Here is a 21,852-nt window from a genome sequence, read left to right on the forward strand (position 1 = left end):
TCACCTTCGATGAATCGCTTCATGATCGCCCCCCGATACGATCTCGACGATCAGAAGGTTAGACAATTACTGGCGTTTTCACACAGCCTGGGTCGTTCTCTGCCGGTCATGGTCACGACGCGTGATGGTCACTTCCGATGCAAATGACCGGTCAGGTCGAATGCAAATGGGTGGGTAAGCCTGTGCAATTACCCATTTGCGTATCAACCGCTGCTCTTGAGCCAGGTTTCGAAGCGCGTCGGCCCGATGATGGGGTGCTCTCCCGGCGTGAGCGAGTGGTCATCGATGGGCGCGCCGAAGTAGGGGACCGTGTCGTCCGCTTGGGCCTGGCGCGGGTCGTTGGTGTGTTGCAAAAACAGGCGCACGAATTCCACCAGCGGCCAGCGCTCTGGGCCGGCTACTTCCAGGGTCTTATTGCTCGGCGCTTGCACGGCGACCTTCGCCAGCGCCGTCGCGACATCGACCGCGGCAATCGGTTGTAGCTCGGCGGAGGTCAGGCGGACGGTGTCGCCTTCCTGCACGCCCGAGTGCGAAATCGCCCCGATGAATTCGAAGAACTGCGTGGCCCGCAATATTGTGTAGGGAATGCCTGAGTCCTTGATGAGTGTTTCCTGGGCCATTTTCGCCCGGAAGTAACCGCTGTCGAGCATGCGCTCGGTGCCCACCACCGACAGGGCGACATGGTGTTTGACGCCGGCGGTTTTCTCGGCGGCGAGCAGGTTGCGCCCGCAGGTTTCGAAGAATTCGAGCACGGCAGCGTCTTCGAAGGAGGGCGAGTTGGCCACGTCGACCACCACGTCGGCGCCTTGCAAGGCGGTCTGCAGTCCTTCGCCGGTGAGGGCGTTGACGCCGGTGCTGGGTGATGCGGCCAGGGTTTCATGCCCCTGGTCTTGCAGGTTTTTGCACAGGTGTTTGCCGATCAGCCCGGTACCGCCCATGACGACGATTTTCATGACGAATCTCCCGATGCGATGTCAGTCCCGAGTGTCGTGTTGGTGGACAGATCGAGGGGCTGACGTTGAATCCTGCAACCATTAAAGACCCGCAATGGAACTGCTTCATGTTGTCCGATAGGTGGTTCGATCAGATGCTGTTCGAGTTATCTGAAAAAAATGCAGAGATGCGCACAAAAAGACCGGAAAAACAGATTGGCGGGAATGTTATATTGCCAGCCTTTGTATCCTGTCATGTTTTGAAACATGACGGTGTGTTTGAGGCGACTCAAACGGCTTTTCAGTATCCAGCAGTAAGATTAATAACGCGCCGAGGATCGGGCGCAAGGCTTCGTTATGCATGGCAGGAGGCGTTACATGCGTTGTGTTCTTTCACTGCTGATCACGCTGGTCTGCGCCCAGGTGGCATGGGCCGAGCCCACGGCCGAGTTGTCGGAACCGGTGGGCGGCTGGCGCTATCACGGCCTGCTGGACCGCAGTGAAAACCCTCGAGTCGCCTATCCAACGCCGCCCATCGACCGGGGCGTGCAGCGCAATCGCACGATGATCGAAGGCCAGCTCAAGGCTCTCGGCACGTTGCGTCCGCCCCATAGCCTGGCGGTCAACGGCAATCCCCTGAATCTGTACACCGACGACCAAGGGCGTTTCGCCCGGCCGTATGCGTTCGGCGCCGGGTCCAACAGCGTCGAAGTGCGCAGTTCCGAGGGCAAGTCGCTCAAGCGTGTTCAATTCTACGAAGCCAACAACCTGCGCACGCCGGCACGAATTCGCGTGGTGCTGGGTTGGGACGACCCCAAGGCCGAACTTGATCTGCACATCATTACCCCCGACGGCCAGCATGCGTTCTGGGCTCGCCCGGCAATGAGCAATGGCGGCGGCCTGGACCCGGACGGGGTCGATGGCCCCGGCCCGGAAATGTTCACCATGACCGCGCCGATGCATGGCACTTATCTGGTTTACGTGAACTATTGGGGCAACTTCGGCAGTGGCGGCTATAACTTCGATGAGACCAGCAACCAGAACGAGGTGATCACCTCGCAAATCAATCTGGTGCTCAACGAAAACACCGTCGACGAAAAACGCGAGACCTTCATCGTGCCTTTGCGGGCGATCGGCGACCTGCTGCTGGTCAAGACTTTCAACTATTAAACATCCCGCACCACGGATGAATTGGGTTTGTGAACATGAGTGATAACACTGTTTCCCCGGCCGTCTCCCCAGCCGTCAACACTTCCCGTCGCTGGCCGGCGCTGGTCATCGGGCTGTGCCTGGTGGCCGGCGTGGCGGGCGGGTTGGGGTGGTTCCTGAACAAACCCAAGGCTCCGCCTGCGGAACTGGCCAGTGACAAACTGGGCATGGGCCGGCCGGACGGTTTGCTCGAAACCCACTCCCTGAGCCAACTGCCCAAGGATCTGCTGGCGGTGCCGTTTCTCAAGGAAACCCTGACCGAAGATTTCGTCTTCTATTACCAAGCTCACGCCGACCGCCTCGGTTTGATCGGCAGTTTGCGGCGGATCATTTACGAGCATGACCTGAAGTTGCAGGACAGCCTGATTGAGCAGCTGTTCGATCAACCGGCGGACGTGGCGCTGTGGCGCGGGGCGGATGGGCGTCTCAAGGATTTCCTGTTGGTGATGGATCGCGGCGGGCTGGCCAAGGTGCTGGAGCCGCTGGCGAAAGTGGCGCTGGATGATACGCAGCTGAGCAAGCTGGCTGAAATCAAAGTCGCCGGCGATGTGGTGCCGCTTTATCAACTCACCTACAACAACAGCAAAGCGCTGCTCTTCGCCTCTCATGGCGACAAACTGGTGGTGCTGTCCAACCCGGCCAAGCTTTATGACGCCGGCCACGGTCCAGTCGAAGAACCCGGCATGGTCTCGACCGAATCGCTGGAAGCACTGCTCGGCGGCCAGAAACTGTTCCCCGAAGCCTTCGGCCTGCAACCCCGCGCGCCTGAAGTGAAGCAACGCCTCTCGGTCAACTCCAGCGTTCTGGCCATGGGTTACCAGCGCTTCATCCCGAATTTCGCCGGCCTGCGTTTCGACATGGACGACAAGGGCTGGCACAGCTTTCTCGCCATGGATGAACTGGAAAACCAGCCAGACTTCGACTTCAAACCGATCTGGCAGGCCATGCCGATGGGCGCCAGCGCCTGCGTGACCTTGCCACTGGCCGCCGAACAACAGAAACCGCTGCTGGTGAAACTCGGTGCCGACGACGCCGTGGCCCAAGCCCTGACCGAACACATGGCCGGTGCCGCCGGCCTGTGCTGGTACGCCGATTCGCGGCTGTACACGCCGCTGCTGGTGGCCAGCCTGAATGACGATGACAGTGCCAAACTCGACGGCGACCTGGGCAACCTGTTCGGCTCGATGGTCGGCGCCTACGAAGGCAACGTTGCCGAGCACGCGTTCCCGGTGGTCGAGAAACAGGAAGGCCAGACCCATCAGTGGCAGCGCCAGGTCAGCTCCAATTTCGGCCCCTATAAAGCCAAGGATGCCGAGCAACCGGACGCGATCACCGGCAAAGCCTTTATGCGCGTAAGCCTGGCGCGTCACGGTTCGACGCTGCTGTTCTCCCTTGACGACAAACTGGTCGACAAAGCCCTCGGCACCCTCGACAAACGCTTCCCGCCCATGGCTGACGTCGTGCCGAAAGACCTGCTGATGCCGATCTATTTCGGCCCGGACTCCATGGCGCAACTGATGCAACAGGAAACCCTCGACAGCCTGCCGCAAGACATGGAGCCGGTGTTCTATAACGCCGCGCAAACCTACCTGATCCCGAAACTGCGCACCCTCGGCGGCTATGGCAAATATGCCCTGACCTTGCCCAAAGGCAGCGAGCCCGACGGCCACTGGCAGTGGCTGCCGCTGGAGTGGAAAGTCCTGTGACCGCACTTATCCGAGGCCTCGGCCTGCTGGCGTTGCTGCTGGGGACTCGCACCTTTGCCAGCGAAGCCCCGGCGCTCGACCCGCAGCAATCCCAGGTATTTCGCGCCTGGTTCGTGCGCATCGCCCAGGAACAACTGACCCAAGGCCCGAGCCCGCGCTGGTATCAGCAGGACTGCGCCGGGCTGGTGCGGTTTGCCGCCAACGAAGCGCTGAAAGTCCATGACGATAAATGGCTGCGCAGCAATGGCTTGTCCAATCGCTACCTGCCGCCGGAGCTGCAACTGAGCGACGCCCAGCGCGGCCTTGCCCAGCAATGGCAGCAGGGCGGCGGCAAGGTCGGGCCTTACGTCAACGCGATCAAACTGATTCAGTTCAACAGTCATCTGGTCGGTCGCGATGTGGCCCAGGCCCGACCCGGCGACTTGATGTTTTTCGATCAGGGCGACGACCAGCACCTGATGATCTGGATGGGCCGCTTCATCGCCTATCACACCGGTACCACCACCCCAACCGACAACGGCATGCGCTCCGCAAGCCTGCAACAACTCATGACATGGAAGGACACCCGATGGATACCCGACGCAGCCAACCCCAACTTCATCGGCGTCTATCGACTGAACTTCCTCTCCCAATGATCGGTGCCCGCATGCTGCGCATTTGCTCAAAACTGCCTTTGTTGTTGGCCTTGTTCATGCCGCTGGCCGCGGTCAATGCTGAGGACACCGTCGAGCCAAGCGGCTACACGCCGGTGGCCGGTGAAAGCTTTTTCCTGCTGGCCGACAGCAGTTTCGCCAGCGACGAACAGGCGATGGTTCGCCTCGAAGCCCCTGGCCGCGATTACCGCCGGTTCCGCATGGAACCTTACGGCGGCGCGGATATTCGCGTGTATCGCATCGACAAACCGCTGGATTTCCTCAAGCGCCAGAAGAACCTGCACCGCGTGGTCAGTGACGGCCAGTTCAAGGGCGAAGGCCTGTCGAACACCCTCGCGTACCTGTGGGACAACTGGTACCGCAAATCCCGTCGGGTGATGCAGCGGGCGTTTTCCTACGAATCGCGTAAACAAGTCACCGAGGAAGTGCCGGAACTGAAGATGGGCACCGCCATCGCCGCGCCAACGCCTTACGACGCACAGCCACAATTCGCGTTGATTCCGGGCCTGCCGGTGGTCAGCCAATTCCGTTATCCGCTGTGGCAAGCCAAACCGATCCAGCCGCCTGAGGGCGTGAACCTGGCCGGTTCTTCCAGCGAGTTCGTCAGTGTCTCGCCGGGCAACGTGTACATCCCGTTGGGCAACCTGAAGCCAGGCCTGTACCTGGTGGAAGCGCTGGTCGGCAAATATCGCGCGACCACCATGGTTTTCGTCTCCAACACCGTGGCCGTGAGCAAGATTGCTGGCGATGAATTGCTGGTGTGGGCCGCGCGCAAACACGAAGGCAGTTCGGTGCCCAAGGTCAATGTGCTGTGGACCGACGGCCTGGGCGTGATGAGCAGTGGCGCGACTGATGCCGACGGTTTGCTGCGTCTGAAACACGTCAGCCCCGAGCGTTCGTTCGTGATCGGCGAGGATGAAGAGGGCGGGGTGTTCGTCTCCGAGAACTTCTATTACGACAGCGAAATCTACGACACCAAACTTTATGCATTCACCGACCGACCGCTGTATCGGCCGGGGGATTGGGTATCGCTGAAAATCGTCGGCCGCGAGTTCAAGAATGCACGGGATTCCGTGGCACCGACCGCTGCCGACGTCAATGTCACCGTGCTCGATGCCACGGGCACGGCGCTGCAATCGTTGGCGCTGAAACTTGATTCCAAGGCCGGTACTCAGGGTCGTTTCCAGTTGCCGGACAACGCCGTGGCTGGCGGTTATGAACTGCGTTTCAGCTACAAGGATCAGGCCTACAGCAGCGCCTTCCGTGTCGCTGAATACATCAAGCCGCACTTCGAAATTTCCCTGAACCTGGCCAAGCAGGATTACCGCACCGGCGAACCGGTGAAGGGCAGTCTGGTGCTGTTGTACCCGGACGGCAAACCGGTGGCCAACGCCAAGTTGAGCCTGAGCCTGCGCGCCCAGCAACTGTCGATGGTCGATAACGAGCTGCAATACCTCGGGCAATTCCCGGTGGAGCTGACCAGCGCCGAACTGACCACCGACTCCAAGGGCAACGCCAGCCTCGATCTGCCCGCCGCCGAGAAACCGAGCCGCTACATGCTCACCGTGTTCGCCAGCGATGGCGCGGCGTATCGGGTCAAGACCACCAAGGAAATCCTCATCGACCGCGGTGCCGCGAGTTTCCGCCTGAGCGCGCCGCAGCGGTTCAGCGCGGTGGGCGGCAAGGTTGCCTTCAGCTATGCCAACGAAGGTGGCAGCGAGCAGAGCAAAGCGGTCAACCCGAGTAGCTACAGCTGGGTGCGTCTGGAGGATCAGACCACTGGCGAAGGTAAACTCACCGCCAAAGATAAAGGCTTCACCCTGGCCTTCGACCGTCCGGGCACTTACAACCTGACGCTGAAAGATGATCACGGCCGGGTGCTTGGCGCGACCGGTCATTCGGTCACTGGCGATGGCGTCAAAGCCGTGCCCGGCACCGTGGAAATCGTCCTCGATAAACCCGAGTACAAGGCCGGCGACGAAGCCCTCGCGTTGATCACTTTCCCCGAGCCGATTATCGATGCGCTGTTGTCGCTGGAACGCGACAAGGTCGAGGCCACGGCGCTGCTGTCCAAGGGCAGCGACTGGCTGAAGATGGAAAAAATCAGCGAAACCCAGTACCGCGCGCGCATCCTGGTGAAGGACACCTTCGCGCCGAACCTGACGTTCTCGGTTCTTTACACCAAGGGTGGCCAATACAGCTTCCAGAACGCCGGTATCAAAGTTGTCGCGCCGCAAATCGATGTGGCAATTACCACCGACAAAGAAGCGTATCAACCAGGGGATACCGTTACCGTCGATCTCGCTACCCAGTTCGCCGGCAAAGCCATTCCGGCGCACCTGACGGTCAGTGTCGTGGACGAGATGGTCTACGCCCTGCAACCGGAAGTCGCGCCGACCATCGACCAGTTCTTCTATCACCCACGCCGCAACAACGTGCGCACCAGCGCCAGTTTGTCGTTCATCAGCTACGACGTGGCATTGCCGGGCAGCCCAGGCGCGCCGGGCAAAGCCAACCGCAGCGAACGTGGCGTGAAAGTGTTGGAGCGGCCGCGTCGAGAAGACGTCGACACCGCCGCGTGGCAGCCTGAATTGATCACCGATGCGAATGGCAAAACCCGCTTTACCTTCAAAATGCCAGACTCGCTGACTCGCTGGCGCATCACCGCCCGGGCCATCGCCGATGACGGCCAGGTCGGGCAGAAGAAGCAGTTCGTGCGCTCGGAAAAACCGCTGTACCTGAAGTGGAGCGGCCCGACCAAGTTCCGCAACAGCGACAAACCGGACCTCGGTGTGTTCGCTTTCAGCCAGGCCGAGAAACCGGTCAAGGCTGAGCTGGTGATTCATTACGGTGGCGCCGAGCAACGGGTGCCGGTCACGTTGAACAACGGCATCAACTACATCGCATTGCCAGCGTTCACAGTGGCCAATGGCGAGTGGACTGCCGAGTTGGTGCAGGACGGCAAAACCGCTGATGCCTTGGCCGTGCACCTGACCGCGACCGGTGAAGGCTGGCAAGTAACGCAAAGCCAAAGCCTGGACGTGGCCAGCGGTGATACGCCGTTGACCTTGCCCGCAGACGCCACGGATATTCGCCTGCGTCTGGATGACAGCCCGCAAGCGCTGTTCCGTTCGGCCCTCGATGATCTGCTGAGCTATCCGTACGGCGGCGTCGAACAGACCGCCAGCCGTTTGCTGCCATTGAGCATCGCTTATCCAACCTTGTCGTCGAACCCGCAGATCCGCGATCGCTTGCGCTTGATCATGCAGAACAGCCGTCTGCGGCTGGTGCAAATGGCCGGCCCGTCGGCGAGCTTCACCTGGTGGGGCTTTGACGGTGAGCCGGATGCGTTCCTCACCGCGTATGCCTATTACGCCGACTGGCACGCCAGCAAAGCGCTGGAACTGAGCCTGCCGCCGGAGCATTGGCAGCGGGTGCTGGAGGTGTACGCCAAGCAGTCGCAGAACACGCCGCTGTTGCAGCGGGCGTTGATTCTGTCGTTTGCCAAACAGATGCAGTTGCCGGTGAACACGCTGCTCAGCGGTTTGATCGACGATTTGGTGAAAGCCGGCGAAGGTCATGGGGCGAGCGTGATGGACGATGGCGAAGAGAGCCTGGTCATGAGCGATCCGGACTCGGCATTGGGGCTGGCCAGCGCTCGGCTGTTGACCGCATCGTTGGCGCGTCAGGCCAAGGTCAATCTGCCGGAGGCGTTCAATCGTCAACTGGACGCTGCGCAACAACAAGTGGCCGCTAGCTCTCAGCCGTTTGTCGAAGCCTTGAACCTGTCGCTGCAAGCCTTCGATCAGGCTCACGCGCAAGCGCTGTTGCAACGCCTGTTGCCGCAGCAATCGACCCTGGAGCGCGCCTTGGCGCTGACCTGGCTGCAACGCAGCATCGAACAGGCCTCGCCCACCATCGCACTGGCACCGGGTGAAGGCTGGAAGAAAAAGTACGGTGATACTGGTGAGATGTATTGGACGTGGCAGGGTGCTGCAACCGTGCCTGCAACGTTGTCGCTGAGCGGGACGCAAGAACGCCCGCTTCGCGCTGCGTTGAGCTTCCAGAGCAAGCAACCGCCGGTAGACCCGATGGCCGTGACCATCACTCGTCGCCTGTCGCGTCTGGTGCCGGGTGACGAAGCGTTCGAATTCAAACTCGAAGCGGTCGGGACCAAACCGTTGTCCAGCGACAGTCTGTACCTGGACGAAGTTATCATCACCAGCAAAGCTGCGAAACCGCTGCGCTACGGCATGCTCGAAGTGCCGCTGCCTCCGGGCGCGGACGTCGAGCGCACCACGTGGGGCATCAAGCTGATGGGCAAGGCCGGCACTGAGCCGACCGCCCTGGAGAAGGCCCGTTTCGAACCGGGGCAAATGGCTTACGCGATCCCGGTGGATGCCTTGAGCGGTGAATTGCGCCTGCGTCATCTGGTGCGCTTCTCGCAAAAAGGTCAGTTCAACCTGCCGCCGGTGCGTTTCACCCAGGTCTATGCGCCACAGCATCAGGCTCTGGAACAGAAACCGGCGCTCGGCCAGGTCACGGTCCACTGACATGACCCGGCGTCTGGTCTGGTGGTTGTTGTGTTTGATGCCTGCGCTGGCGACAGCGCAGGACGAACCGTTGCGACTGGGCTTCAAGGATGAATTGCTTTCGTTGAGCCAGACTCAGGTGATCTCGCGTGAGCCATTGCCTGCTGATCTGCAAACCCCTCTGGGCAGCTTGTGGAAGCTGTTTGTCTACGGCTGGCTGGTGGACACCGGCGCGCGTGAACCGGCTTATGAATGTCGCGGGCAATCGAAGGAAGAAGTGTATTGCTGCACGGCGGGCGGCAGGATTGAGCGCGATCAGGCATTGGTGAAGTCTTGCGGGTTGTACTTTGAGCCTGCACGCTTGGGCATTGCCGGCGCTGAATGGCGCGAGTATTGGCAGGCGAGACAAGCACCGAAGTGGTTGCTGGATTTGCCGTCGTTGCAACCGCAGACCCGGGTTTCGGTGGCTGAGTTGCTGAAGGTCTTGGCCGTGATGCCGGCGCAGGATCAGGCGCGGCGAGTGTTGCTTGATGTGGTGCTGAATGCGGCTGACGGCAATGTCGTCGGTGAGCTTGGCGGCCGGTTGCGGGTGAAAACCTGGAGCTGGTTGGGGGATCAGGACCCTTCGTCGCGCCAGGGCGGGTTCGCTGGCTGGACGGCAGACGGCACGCCGATCTGGGCCGGTGGGCGCGGCACCAGTCAAATGGTCTTGCGCAATTACGGTCAGGCACTGGCGACGGTGTTGCCTTCGTCATGGCCTGCCGAGGCGGGGAAGTGCGTTGAGGTCGGCCTGTTCGCGCGTTATCCGCTGAAACGCGTACTAGCGGGGGATCGCGTGTTAGCGCCCGGGCCTTTGCAAGGCGACTATCGCGTCGAGTTCGCCAACGGCAATCAACTCGATATCCATAGCGACGGCGAGTTGTTCTTGCTCAAGGACAAACTCGTCGCCCGCCTGGATCGCGAAGAGTACGTCGCCCGCGTCCTGCAGCGCGAAGCCAGACCCGAACCTGCCGAAGCCGCCAAAGCCCTGAGCGTCGCGATCCGCACCTACCTGCTGCAAAACGCCACCCGCAATGGCGACTGCCTGAGCATCGACGACAGCAGCAGCCGACAGCGCGTCGCCCCACGCCCGGCCGCGACCGAATCACGCAACATCGCCGCGTGGACCAGCGACCTGGTCCTTGCCGGCAGCGACGTCACCTATCACTCCGACCAACCGGGGCCGGACAAGCTCTCCTGGCTGCAAGCCGTCGAACAGGCCAATGCCGGTCAACGCTATGACGCCATCCTGCTGCACGCTTACCCGCGCGCGAGCCTCAGCCGCTGGGACAATCCAGTGGCTTCCTGCGATGCATTGCCCGCCGCGCAAGACTGGCTGCAAAAACAACGCCGCGGTTGGCGACCACGGCTGGAAAGCGAAGTTGGTTACAACGAAGTCAACACCTTCGCCGTCTGCCGCCTGGCTTTCGGCCGTCCTTTTGTCGATCGCGAACGCCAGCGCATCTACGTGCGCGGCGTGCTGTCGCTGCAAGACCGCCTCGACCTGACCCACGAATACCTGCACCTGGCCTTCGAAGCACACCCCAACGGCCAGGATGAAACCTACATCGAAGGGCTCGCCCGCCACCTCTTGCTGGATTAGGCCATGAAACTCCGTTACCCACAGGTCCTCCTGTTCCTTTGTTCCTTTTGCGTATGGCCGACCACGTTCGCCACCGACAGCGCGGTCAAACTCGACACGCCCGTCGGCGGCTGGCGCACAGGCGCGCCCGAAGGCGAAGGCGAAAACTTTCGTCAGACGGTTAATTACCCGGCGTCCTCGGTCAACACACCGGTGGGGCAGGCCAATACCGCTCGCATTACCGGCCAAATCAAATCCACGCCCAAGGGCAATGAGCCCGGCAAGCTGATCGTCAACGGTGTCAGCATGCCGCTGAAGCTCGACCCCGCCGGCCGCTTCGACCGCCCGTTCTCATTCCCCAACGGCAGCAACAGCGTTGAAGTCCGCAGCCCCGATGGTCAACAACGCCATCGCACGCAGTTCCTCAATGCCAGCGGCGGCGCCACCCCGGCCAAGTTGCGAGTGCTGCTGGCCTGGGACAGCGACGGCACCGACCTCGACCTGCACCTTGTCACGCCTGACGGCGGCCACATCTGGTACGGCGACCGCGTTGCAGCCAACGGCGGCGCACTCGACGTCGACGTCACCACCGGCTACGGCCCGGAAATCTTCGCCATGCCAGCGCCGATCAAGGGGCAATACCTGGTCTACGTGAACTACTACGGTGGCGGGTATCGCAGTGATGAGGAGGGGCAGGAAGAGGCTGTTCAGCCCCTGACCACTGCGCAGATTACGGTGATCACGGAGGAGGGGACGCCGAACGAGAAGATGGAGACGTTCCTGGTGCCGATGCGGGCGGTGGGGGAGTTGACGTTGGTTAAGGGGTTTAGTTATCCGTGAGGAGATAACTGAGTTGCGAGTTATTCAAGTTTAGCTTTTTTCTGAGTCGGTCTTTTATCCAAAAGGCAGAGAAGGGCACCAATAACCGGGCTGACCACCGCTGTTTCTTGAAAGGATTGAACATGCTAAAGCGCTTGGCTCTTTCCGGGCTGTTTCTACTAATAGCGGCATTTGGGTATACGGCAGTCCTGGGCCGCTTGGGCGGAGGTCCTGCTCCAACCCTGGAGCTTGATCAGCCAAACAAACAGGCTGATTTGATAACCGTCAATAAACAAGAAAGGCGGATGTTTCTATGGCGAGAGGGTGTGGTATTGGCCGAATATCGCATAGCGCTTGGAGCGGCCGCGAATGACGGCGCAAAGCAACGAGAAGGGGATGAGAAAACGCCTGAGGGACGTTATTTCATCGATTGGCGCAATCCAAAATCAATGGCGTACCTTAGCTTGCACATTTCATATCCGAATCCGGCAGACGAAGCCGCTGCTCGTCATAACGGGTATTTGCCAGGCGGTAACATTATGATTCATGGTCTACCCAATGGATGGGCGTGGCTTGAACCGCTTCATCATCTGTGGGACTGGACTGATGGTTGCATTGCTGTAACTAACAGCGAAATGCGAAAAATCTGGATGTTGGTGCCTGACAGGACGCCAATTGAAATCAGATAGGACGCTGCCTGCACTTTCCAGCCCTTTAACTACCGAAGCCATGATGAACCTTACTCCGCCTCGTTTGAGATTGTTGTCGATACTGACCGTGACCCTGTTAGTGGTGGGCTGTACGTCCTACTACCTGTTTCGCCAGAGCAGTGCGTCGACAAGTGAAAGCTTCACCGCCGAGGACATGAATGAAGGCGGCGTAGAGGACATCGGCACGCTGGCACTGCCTGACGTGGAAAAGCGTCTGAATTACTTGATCCACGACACCGGTGAAACACTCAGCGCTTTGGAGCTGGTAACGCACTCGGAATTTAGCCTGACAGTTGACGGAACCAAGCCCGCCGACGAGCAGAAGTTGCAATACGAGGAGCTGTTTGTCCCTTTCACCAGTGCGCAAGTGAAAACTGCGCTGGCGTCGGTCCAGGACCTGCGTTTTGTTCAGACGCTGTTTGCTGATGGTTCCGAAGTGAGGTTTGACACCAGCAGCCTTGATCCTCTCTGGAAGCGCGCCGCCACGCCGGATGAGCCGGTGGCCGAACAGTACCGTCCGCAGCGTTTGCGTTTTCGAGATGGCAGCGAGAAAGTCTTCGCCGATATAAAGGTGCAGTCCAAGGTTGAGTCGGACGATAGTGTGTCGTCCCGTGAACCCATCGCACTATCGGTCAACAAGCCCTTGGCTAGTCTCGGCCTGACGATCGCTTACCGCAGCTATCCGGCGTTCAAAAAAGTGGTCCTGGACAAGGATCACCCGCAGGTTACCCTGGACGACGGCCAATATTTTCAGCTCACAGCCCTTGGTGACGCAAGCGCCTCACTGCGGCTGAGTACGCCCAAAATGTCGACCTTCGTGGTGCAGGGTTTGACCGATTCGGGCAAGGCGCTTTACAGCAATGGCAACAACACCCGCTCCTTCCCCTCGGACGGCGATATTGCGGCGATGCGTGACTTTTACAAAGCCCTGCTGCAGACCAAGGATGATCTCGATCGGTTCAAGACCAGTCAGGCTGTGCAACAACGGCTGGAGCATTTGGTCAGTAATCTTTCCACTCAGGCGGGGCCGCTGAAAAACACCGAGGCCGACTACCAGTTCGAGGCCACGCCGCAACGTATCGTCATTCATGTGCTTGATCCGATGGAAGACAATACCGCCGTTATCAACGAGGTACACAACGTTCTGGCAGAGCAGACACGTTACATCGCCCGCGACCGGAAATCCGATCACTACGGCTTCATCGATCAGGCCGGACAGTGGTTGATCAAACCACGTTGGGTAGAGCTGCAAGATAGCGTGGTGGCGGATATCTACACGTTGTTTACGCTAGAAAAATCCAGCAACCCTCAATCTGACATGCAGGAATTGCGCAGCCAACTCGCCTATTTTCCCGCCGCCAGCAATAAGCTCGTCTACCTGCCGTTCGAAAACATAACGCAGACATTGGACGATGGCCTGCTGTTGGTGGAGCGTGAAACCAACGGACCTTATGGGCTCTACGACGCCAGGAATCACCGTTTCACGTTGCCGATGAAGTTCGTCAACCCCACCGTGACCGGTAACGTGTTCATCGCCCGTCTTGGCAACAAAACGTATGCCATGGAGGGCATCTACGGCGCCTATACCTTGGCCGGCAAAGAGATTCTGCCACCACAGTTCTCTGACATCGAGCAAAGCGGTGGCTACCTCTACACCCACTCAGCCGATCGGAGTCGTCAGGACGTTTTCGACCTGGAAGGTAAACGGATCAACCTCCAGGGTTACAACGTGATAGGTCGGTTCTTCGGCGAGCAGCCGCTGCTGGTGCAGGACGCTAAAAGTAAGAAATTTGCTTTTATCAACCGCCAGGGGACGCTGCTACCTATCAAACTACCGTATGACGAGGTGGAGCCGTTTTCCAACGGCATGGCGGTGGTCGGGCGTGATCACAGCTATGGAGCCATCGACCTGACCGGCACGTTGCAGATTCCGCTGGAGTACAACAGGATCAACTCTTTCCAAACCCGCTACGCAGCCGCCGTCCCGGCCGGCGGTGGTAGTGGACTGGTGTTGATCAGTCAAAACAACAAACAGGTCAAGAAACTCGGTTCCTACACCAGCCTGAAAGTCCCTGATAACAGCAACGAAGCCCGTTACTACGTGAATGATCCGAGCAATCCTGACGAGTATCTGGTCTATGACGCCGACGGCAATCTTGTGCGGAATGGAGAATAAGGACTGGTTTCAATAACAGTACCGACACGCAGCTGCGTCTGATCAACCTCAGGCACGTTGGTTAAGGGGTTTAGTTATCCGTGAATGCAATAGTCTCAGCAGTGCCTTGAACACCTGTTCGAGGGTGTTCTTGCGGGCCTCTTCGCGAGCAAGCCCGCTCCCACACTGGATCTACTGTGATCACGAAATTTGTGACCAACATCGATCAAATGTGGGAGCGGGCTTGCTCGCGAAGAGGCCGTCCCATCCACTACAAAACCCACAGTAAGACCGATAAACAGACAATGTTTAATCGACATCTCCAGCCGCCACCCCTGTCGTTGTCGGGGCATTGACTCAGTTATCGCCGACCCAAATCTGCGGCTTGCGCTCATGCCACGGCAGCGCCTGTTCCAACTGCCCGGCCAACCGTAACAACACCTCCTCAGCCCCGAATCGCGCGGCAAATTGCAGGCCGATGGGCAAACCCTGCTGGCGGGACATGGCCAGCGGCAACGACATCGCCGGCGTCCCCGCCACATTGAACACCGGTGTGAACGGTGAGTGCTCGAAGACCCGCGCAGTCCATTGCAAACCGTCCATGGTTTGCGCTCCACGGCTGTAGGTGTCGAGGGCGTGGGGCAGGCGCGGCAGGGTCGGCGTCAGCAGTACGTCGAAGTCGTCGAACCAACCGGCCACGCTGCGGGCGATGAGATTACGCACTTCCAGCGCGCCGGCGAACTCCACGGCGCGGGCCTGTAGGCCATAGGCGTAGCAGGCGAGGGTGGCGGGCTCCAGGGTACTCAGGTCGATAGGCCGTGAAGTGGTGGCGGCGAGCCCGTCGATCCAGCGCACGAGGGTGGCACACCAGATGTGGGCGTTAGCCTGGACGAATGAATCCCACGACGTACCGAGTGGTGCGGTCACTCGTTCCACGCGATGACCGAGCGCTTCCACTTCGCGGGCCACGGCCAAGGTGGCCTCAGCAATCTCGGGATCCAGTGCGGCGCCGTTCCACGGTGTGTCGAGCAGGCCGATGCGCAATCGTCCTGGATCGCGTCCCACCTGCGCCAGAAAACCTTCGGCCGGTGCGGCGGTGTAGTAAGGATCGCCCGGCGCATAGCCCTGGACGATGTCCATCAACGCCGCGCTGTCGCGGACGGTTCTCGACAGACCGAGTTGTACGCCGAAACCGGCAAATACCTCATCGAGCGCCGGGCCGTTCGAGGCTCTGCCGCGAGTCGGTTTCAGCCCGACCAGCCCGTTGTAAGATGCCGGTACGCGGATCGAACCCGCAGCGTCAGTGGCATGGGCAATCGGCACGATGCCGGCAGCGACCGCGGCACCCGAACCACCGCTCGAACCGCCGGCCGACAGCCGAGTGTCCCACGGGTTACGGGTCGGGCCCTGGAGCACGGATTCGGTCTCGGTGCTAAAGGCCATTTCCGGGGTGGTGGTGCGCCCCAGGGTGGCGAGGCCCGCGGCGTTGAAGCGTTGCATCAGGTACGAATCCGATTCCGCCACCAGGCCTTGGGCCAATCGGCTGCCCAGCTCAACGCGGCGGCCGGCCGAGGTAATCGCCAGGTCCTTGATCAGGAAGGGCACACCGGCCAGCGGCCCCGTGCCCTCGGTGACAGTGGGCGACCAGTGTTCAATGACCGCGTTGATTTGCGGGTTGACCTGTTGCACGGCGGCAATGGCCAGCTCCGCCAGTTCAGCCGACGTGACTTCGCCAGTCGCCACCAATTGCGCGAGACCGATACCGTCGCAGGTTACATATTCGTTCAGATTCATGGGAGTTCTCCAGTTGAGAGCCCCGATGATAGGTGCCGCCCGCGGCGCTGATTAGCCCATAAAAGCGGTATGAAATGTGCCGTCAGTGGCACAATTGGGCCATCTTGATTTTCCCTCGCAGGTGGCTCGAATGATCCGGGACTTGAATGACACGCTGGTGTTTGTGCGCGTGGTGAGGTTGGGCAGTTTCACCGCCGCCGCCCATGCCTTGCAGATTCCGAAGACGACCGTCAGCCGCCGCGTGCGCGAGTTGGAACAGGCCATCGGTGTGCAGTTGTTGCGCCGTACCACGCGCCAGTTGAGCCTGACCGAGGCGGGAGCGGTTTACTTTGACCAGTGCAAGGACATCGCCACTACCCTGGAACACGCCGAGCTGGCAGTGCATCAACTGCGTGATGATCCGCGCGGGTGGCTGCGGGTGACGGTGCCGTACTCGTTCGGGGTCAGTTGGTTTTCACCGTTGGTGGCCGGTTTTCGTCAGGCGTACCCACACATCAGACTGGAGATTCTGGCGTCCCACGTGCCGTTGGATCTGGTCGGCGAGGAGGTTGATGTGGCGCTGCGCCTCGGCGCCTTGCCGGATTCCAGTCTGGTCGCCCGCCGCCTGGCGAGTTACGCCACGGGCATCTACGCCGCGCCTGAGTACATCGAGCGCCACGGCCTGCCGGCGACGCCGGACGAACTGCTTCAACACCGCACATTGGTGCTGCATCAGGCTCGGCGCGATGTGGGTTACGTTTGGCCGTTGCGCAAGGCTGGCGCCAAAATGCGCGGTTATCGGGTTGAGCCGACCATCATCGCCAACGATCCCGCTCTGCTAAAAGATGCATTGTGTGCCGGCGAAGGGTTGAGCCTGGGCATGGATCAAAGCATGCAGGCCGATGTGGACGCGGGAAGACTGCGCCGGGTGCTGCCGGAATGGATCGGGCCGCCACAGGACCTGAATGCGGTGACGGCTCGGGAGCATTTGCCGTCGCCCAAGGTGACGGCGTTTATCGGGTTTTTGAAGGCGCACATGGCGGCGGCTGAAGCTCGACCTGATTCGGTGTGATTTAACCGGAAACAGGAGGGTGTTCTTGGGGGCCTCATCGCGAGCAAGCCCGCTCCCACAGGGGATCTGCTGTGAACCCGTTTTTGCGATCGCCGCAGATCAAATGTGGGAGCGGGCTTGCCCGCGAAGAGGCCGGCCCATCCCACACAAAACCCATTAATGCACCACAGCGGCCTTCGATTTACTGAACCGATAAAACAGATTGGGCTCGCTCACAATGTAAAGCTCGCCATCGGCGTCCATGGTCATGCCTTCGGCTTGCGGTATGTTTTTTTCGAGATCATCCGTCAGGCCGAGCAGTGAGCGGATGCTGACGAAGTTACCTTTCTCGTCGAGTTCGGTCACGTTGTCGGACTGCTCGCTCAGCACCAGCAAGTGACCGGTCCGAGGATCGTAGTAACCCTCGGAAAGGTCCATGCCGAAGACGCTGCGGTCGATCCAGTTCGTCAAGTCCTTGATGCGGACCTGCCACGAGCCGTCGATGGACGCGAGCATGCCCGTGACCGAATACAGCTGCCGCGGATCGCGTTCCTTGATCGCGAAGACGCGATCATTGACCGGATCATATGTCACGCCTTCAAAGCCCTTGTTGTGTTCGCTCAGGTTGATCTCGATGGCGAGAAACGGTGCGTTTTCCGCATGGATAGGGCCAGGGGTACTCGGCAAAGTGACGACGTACAGTCGCTGCAACACTTCATCGGCGATCACCACTCGCCCCTTACCCAAGTAAGCAATGCCTTCCGTGTCCTGGAACCCGATCAGCGGATAACGTTCAAGCAGGTCGCCGTTACGGCTCAGCGTGACAATCGCCATGGAAGAACTATTGGTGATCCCCAACAGACGATCCCGGTCCGGGTCATAGGTGATGCCGGACAAATCGGTGACGCTCGCAACAGGCTTGGCCTGGATCACGGCCTTATAGTCCGGCAGCCAGATATTTTTGTCCGGCGCCTGATTGCCGTGCCAGAGGTTTTGCCAGTGAGCATACAGCTGCCGGTGGACCATAAAATGTACCGAAACCGCGTAGGCGCCAAGCAATACAACAATGAAAAATACTCCCGGCTTCCATGCCTTGCTCATGTCTTTTCCTTGTCCCAGCTGAAGCGATAGACCTTGGGTGGCTGCCCGGGATGGCAACGGCCGTTATCGGCATCGGCGCCTACGATCGACCACTGCGCACGAGACGTTTCGCCCAGCGCATGGGCGGCTTCAGGATTGAAACACTGGCTCAACACTCCGTCCGGCACCAGGGCGTACGCCTCACGGTGGTCGCGCAACCACTGTGCTGCTTGTTGGACCGAGGAGTCTTTCATCCCGAAATGCACGATTGGCTGCCGGGCGAATAACCAGTGGCCTTCGCGCCAGTTGACCAGCACCAGATCGGCACCGTGGGTCGTGGTCGCCGCCTGCGCCATGAGCGCTTCATGGGGGTTGCGACCGTCCTTGATCGTCTCGATGAAACCGCGGGCGAACCACAGAACAAACCAGGTCACCACCAGCGCCTGGAATATTCGTCGACCGCGCGGGCGTTTGCCGAACCAGCGCTTGAGCAGCCATGGAATCAGCGGCGCTGCCACCAGCACCAGCCCTGGCAGCGCCGGATAGATGTACAACTTGCGCTTGCCGCTGCTCAGGCAGAAGAACAACACCACCAGCACGACCCAGCCCAGCAGCACCAGCACTCGACCGTCGTGTTTGCGCAGTTGCCGGCGCCAGGCCGGCACCAGCCAAGGCAGGGCCAGCACCAACGGCAGCCAATATTGCGGGATCACGTTGACGAAGAAATACCAGAACGGTTCGCGGTGATCCCACGCGGCGGCATAGCGTGCTGCCGTCTGGCGCAGCAGGATTTCTCGCGCATAGGCAATTTCATCCGCAGTGCCATTGAGCACAATGGAAAGCGCCAAGGGCAGTAGCCAGATGGCGATGGCGCCGAGCGCAACCAAAAAGCCCAGGAACCACTTGCGCGCTTCGCCCGGCATGGCCACCACACCGGACCAGTTTTTGCGCACCGCGTAGGCATACGGAATCAGCATCAACACCGGGACGAAGCCGACCCCTTTGGTGATCACGCCAATGCCCATGGCGGCGCAGCCCACATAGAACCAACGCCACGCCGGCCCAAGCAGCAGATGTCGTACCAGCCCGTACAGGCCCAGCGACGTGAACAGAATCAAAAAGCTGTCGATCTGCCCGGTTCGCAAGATGCTGTAAGTCTGATAGGTGGCCAGGTACAAGAGCGCCGCCGTCCGACCGATGCGCTGATTCCATAATCTGCGGCCCAGATCGTAGACCATGGCCGTGACCGTTGCGGCCGACAAAAGCCCCGGAATATAAAGGGCGAGGGCAGGCAGGCCGGTAAGCCACGCGAAGAACGCCACCGTCCACATAAAGATCGGCGGCTTATCGCCGTATATCTCCGCGGCGCGGTGGGGGATGAACCACGCGCCGTTGTGCAGCATTTCCAGTGCCACGCCGAGGAAGCGTTCCTCGTCCACATTCTGCGGTTGACGCAGCCCCAGCCCGGCGCCGATCAACAGCAAGGCGAGCAGCATCAGGCCCAGGCATTCGATCCCGGGCGACAGGGTTTTGCGCATGGCTCAGTCCTTTAAATGTCTGCTGCGGGCAATCAATTGCAAGTTGCGCAAATAGACGATGGAGCCAAAGGCCTGGCCGACAATGAAGACCGGGTCTTGCCGGTAAATGGCGTACGCGAACAGCAAGGTGCTGCCGATGATGCTCAGGTACCAGAAGCTCACCGGGATCACGCTGCGTTTTTTGTATTCGCTGTACAGCCACTGCAAGACGAAGCGACCGGTAAAGGCGATCTGGCCACCGAAGCCGATCACCAGCCATAGGGTTTCGCGGGAGAGGTTCATCCTTCGATCTCCTGTGCGTTGGTATTCAGCCGTGTGCGCTTGATCAGCCACCAAACGCCGAACAGGTCGAGAATGCCCACCAGGGCACGGTCGATGTTGCCGTATTTGGACACCCCGGCTGTGCGGGGGCGGTGGTTGACCGGATGGACGATCATGCGGCCGTTGTGACGCTGGATCAGCGCAGGAATGAACCGATGCATATGGTCGAAGTACGGCAAGCGCAGAAACGCCGCACGCTCGATCAGTTTTAGCCCGCAGCCGGTGTCCGGGGTGGCGTCCTTGAGCAGGCGGCTGCGCAGGCCGTTGGCGAAACGCGAGGCCCAGCGCTTGCTGGCGGTATCACGGCGATTGACCCTATGCCCGGCCACCAACTGAACGTCGACCAGACCCTGTTCACCGCGCACCAGCGCCAACATCCCGGGGATGTCCGCAGGGTCGTTTTGACCGTCGCCATCGAGTGTCGCCAGCCATTGGCCCCGGGCATTCAGCGCGGCATGGTAGAGCGAGGTGCTTTGCCCCAGCGAGCGCTCATGACGCAGGATACGCAACGCGCTCAGACCGTTGTTTTTGATCTGCCGCAGTTCATGCAAGGTGGAATCGGTACTGCCGTCGTCCACGACAATGATTTCGTAAGCCTCATCGGCCAGTGCGGTGCGGATTTCCTCAAGTAAGGGCTTGAGGTTGTTTGCTTCGTTTTTTGCTGGAATCAATACAGATACAAAGATGTCTTGGCTCATAGAGTCCCCCTTGCGCCTTGGTCTTTTATTATCAAGGGCTCACGTTTCATATCTGATAGAAGTGGCGATACCACTTCACAAATTCCGCCACGCCTGTTTCAACCGTCACCTGAGGGCGGAAGTCGACCCATTCGGCCAGTGCCGAAATATCGGCCCAGGTCTTGATCACATCGCCTGCCTGTAGCGGCATGAAGTTGCGTTGGGCCTTGATACCCAGCGCCGATTCCAGGCAATCGACGAATTCCAGCAGCGGCACCGGCTGGCCGCGGCCTATGTTGAAGATTCGGTTTGCGCCATCGCCGGGCCCGTTCGGCACCGGTGGTTTTGAGCGCAGGCGGGCGATGCTTTCGACGATGTCGTCGATGTAGGTGAAGTCGCGCGACATCTGGCCATGGTTATAGATGTCGATCGGCAAGCCTTTGATGATCGCCTCGGTAAACTTGAACAGCGCCATGTCGGGGCGGCCCCAAGGCCCGTAAACGGTAAAAAAGCGCAGGCCGCTGGCCTTCAGGCCATAGAGGTGGCAGTAGCTGTGCGCCAGCAGTTCATTGGCTCGTTTAGTGGCGGCGTACAACGAAATGGGATGATCGACGCTGTCTTCGACGCTGAGCGGCATTTTGCTGTTGGTGCCATACACCGAGCTGCTCGAGGCATAGATCAGATGCGCGGGGCGGTGGTGTCGGCAGGCTTCCAGCATATTCAGGAAACCTACCAGATTGGATTGCGCGTAGACGTCCGGGTTGTCCAGCGAATAGCGAACGCCCGCCTGGGCCGCCAAGTGCACAACCTCGGTGAAAGCATGGTCTTCGAATAACGCCATCAAGGCCGGTTTGTCGACGATGTCCAGAGTCTGGAAACGAAAGCCCGGCAAGGATTCCAGCGCCTTGAGTCGTGCATGTTTGAGTTCCACGCTGTAGTAGTCGTTGAGATTGTCGATACCGACCACTTCAAGACCTTCCCGACACAATCGCTTGACGGTGTGATACCCGATGAAACCGGCGGCGCCCGTGACCAGAACCGTCATGAGGCCCGCGCCTGTGCGCGACCAATCCCC

At 60.0% G+C, this 21,852-nt stretch carries 16 protein-coding genes; 9 read left to right on the forward strand and 7 right to left on the reverse strand.

Going from position 1 to position 21,852, the window contains the following annotated elements:
- Positions 1–203: 203 nt before the first annotated feature.
- Complete coding sequence (locus ACZ9IM_RS28380; protein ID WP_476225661.1) at positions 204–953, reverse strand: SDR family oxidoreductase; 750 nt, start codon at positions 951–953, stop codon at positions 204–206.
- A gap of 357 nt (positions 954–1,310) precedes the next feature.
- Here ACZ9IM_RS28380 and ACZ9IM_RS28385 point away from each other — a divergent pair, with 357 nt between their 5' ends.
- The 8 genes from ACZ9IM_RS28385 to ACZ9IM_RS28420 all read left to right on the forward strand — a co-directional run bounded on the left by ACZ9IM_RS28385 (position 1,311) and on the right by ACZ9IM_RS28420 (position 14,358).
- Complete coding sequence (locus ACZ9IM_RS28385; protein WP_008008415.1) at positions 1,311–2,102, forward strand: YfaP family protein; 792 nt, start codon at positions 1,311–1,313, stop codon at positions 2,100–2,102.
- Between the two features lie 35 nt (positions 2,103–2,137).
- Positions 2,138–3,847: a DUF2138 domain-containing protein gene (locus ACZ9IM_RS28390; protein WP_476225662.1), complete on the forward strand. Its 1,710-nt coding sequence runs from the start codon at positions 2,138–2,140 to the stop codon at positions 3,845–3,847.
- Positions 3,844–4,482, forward strand: a complete 639-nt coding sequence (locus ACZ9IM_RS28395; protein WP_008008411.1) for a DUF1175 domain-containing protein — start codon at positions 3,844–3,846, stop codon at positions 4,480–4,482. Before ACZ9IM_RS28390 ends, ACZ9IM_RS28395 begins: the two co-directional genes overlap by 4 nt.
- Positions 4,479–9,053, forward strand: coding sequence for an alpha-2-macroglobulin family protein (locus tag ACZ9IM_RS28400; RefSeq protein ID WP_476225697.1), 4,575 nt, complete (start codon positions 4,479–4,481; stop codon positions 9,051–9,053). The genes ACZ9IM_RS28395 and ACZ9IM_RS28400 overlap by 4 nt, the downstream gene beginning before the upstream one ends.
- Before the next feature lies 1 nt (position 9,054).
- Entirely contained in the window at positions 9,055–10,674 is a 1,620-nt protein-coding gene (locus tag ACZ9IM_RS28405) for a DUF2300 domain-containing protein (protein WP_476225663.1), read from the forward strand.
- A 3-nt stretch (positions 10,675–10,677) separates the two neighbouring features.
- On the forward strand, positions 10,678–11,493 hold the full coding sequence (locus ACZ9IM_RS28410) for a YfaP family protein (protein WP_476225664.1): 816 nt from the start codon (positions 10,678–10,680) through the stop codon (positions 11,491–11,493).
- Between the two features lie 122 nt (positions 11,494–11,615).
- On the forward strand, positions 11,616–12,161 hold the full coding sequence (locus tag ACZ9IM_RS28415) for a L,D-transpeptidase family protein (protein WP_476225665.1): 546 nt from the start codon (positions 11,616–11,618) through the stop codon (positions 12,159–12,161).
- Between the two features lie 43 nt (positions 12,162–12,204).
- Positions 12,205–14,358, forward strand: coding sequence for a WG repeat-containing protein (locus ACZ9IM_RS28420; RefSeq protein WP_476225666.1), 2,154 nt, complete (start codon positions 12,205–12,207; stop codon positions 14,356–14,358).
- A gap of 336 nt (positions 14,359–14,694) precedes the next feature.
- Here the strand turns inward: ACZ9IM_RS28420 and ACZ9IM_RS28425 are convergent, their stop codons facing one another.
- Complete coding sequence (locus ACZ9IM_RS28425) at positions 14,695–16,131, reverse strand: amidase (protein WP_476225667.1); 1,437 nt, start codon at positions 16,129–16,131, stop codon at positions 14,695–14,697.
- A 130-nt stretch (positions 16,132–16,261) separates the two neighbouring features.
- On the opposite strand from ACZ9IM_RS28425, the gene ACZ9IM_RS28430 reads away from it, so the two are divergent.
- On the forward strand, positions 16,262–17,182 hold the full coding sequence (locus ACZ9IM_RS28430; RefSeq protein ID WP_476225668.1) for a LysR family transcriptional regulator: 921 nt from the start codon (positions 16,262–16,264) through the stop codon (positions 17,180–17,182).
- Positions 17,183–17,338: 156 nt separating this feature from the next.
- Here ACZ9IM_RS28430 and ACZ9IM_RS28435 read toward each other — a convergent pair whose 3' ends face one another.
- Genes ACZ9IM_RS28435 through ACZ9IM_RS28455 form a run of 5 tightly spaced genes read right to left on the reverse strand, consistent with a single transcriptional unit; the run spans position 17,339 to position 21,822 of the window.
- Positions 17,339–18,262, reverse strand: a complete 924-nt coding sequence (locus ACZ9IM_RS28435; RefSeq protein ID WP_476225669.1) for an SdiA-regulated domain-containing protein — start codon at positions 18,260–18,262, stop codon at positions 17,339–17,341.
- A complete protein-coding gene (locus tag ACZ9IM_RS28440; RefSeq protein ID WP_427622789.1) occupies positions 18,259–19,779 on the reverse strand; it encodes an ArnT family glycosyltransferase in 1,521 nt (506 codons plus the stop codon). Before ACZ9IM_RS28440 ends, ACZ9IM_RS28435 begins: the two co-directional genes overlap by 4 nt.
- 3 nt (positions 19,780–19,782) lie before the next feature.
- Positions 19,783–20,061 carry a lipid-A-disaccharide synthase N-terminal domain-containing protein gene (locus tag ACZ9IM_RS28445; RefSeq protein ID WP_427622788.1) on the reverse strand — a complete coding sequence of 93 codons (279 nt, stop codon included), beginning with the start codon at positions 20,059–20,061 and terminating at the stop codon, positions 19,783–19,785.
- A complete protein-coding gene (locus ACZ9IM_RS28450) occupies positions 20,058–20,798 on the reverse strand; it encodes a glycosyltransferase family 2 protein (RefSeq protein WP_427622787.1) in 741 nt (246 codons plus the stop codon). Before ACZ9IM_RS28450 ends, ACZ9IM_RS28445 begins: the two co-directional genes overlap by 4 nt.
- Before the next feature lie 46 nt (positions 20,799–20,844).
- The gene (locus ACZ9IM_RS28455) at positions 20,845–21,822 is read right to left on the reverse strand and encodes an NAD-dependent epimerase (RefSeq protein ID WP_427622786.1); all 978 of its coding nucleotides are present in this window, start codon (positions 21,820–21,822) and stop codon (positions 20,845–20,847) included.
- Positions 21,823–21,852: the final 30 nt, after the last annotated feature.

It is taken from the genome of Pseudomonas sp. TE12508 (assembly GCF_056279485.1).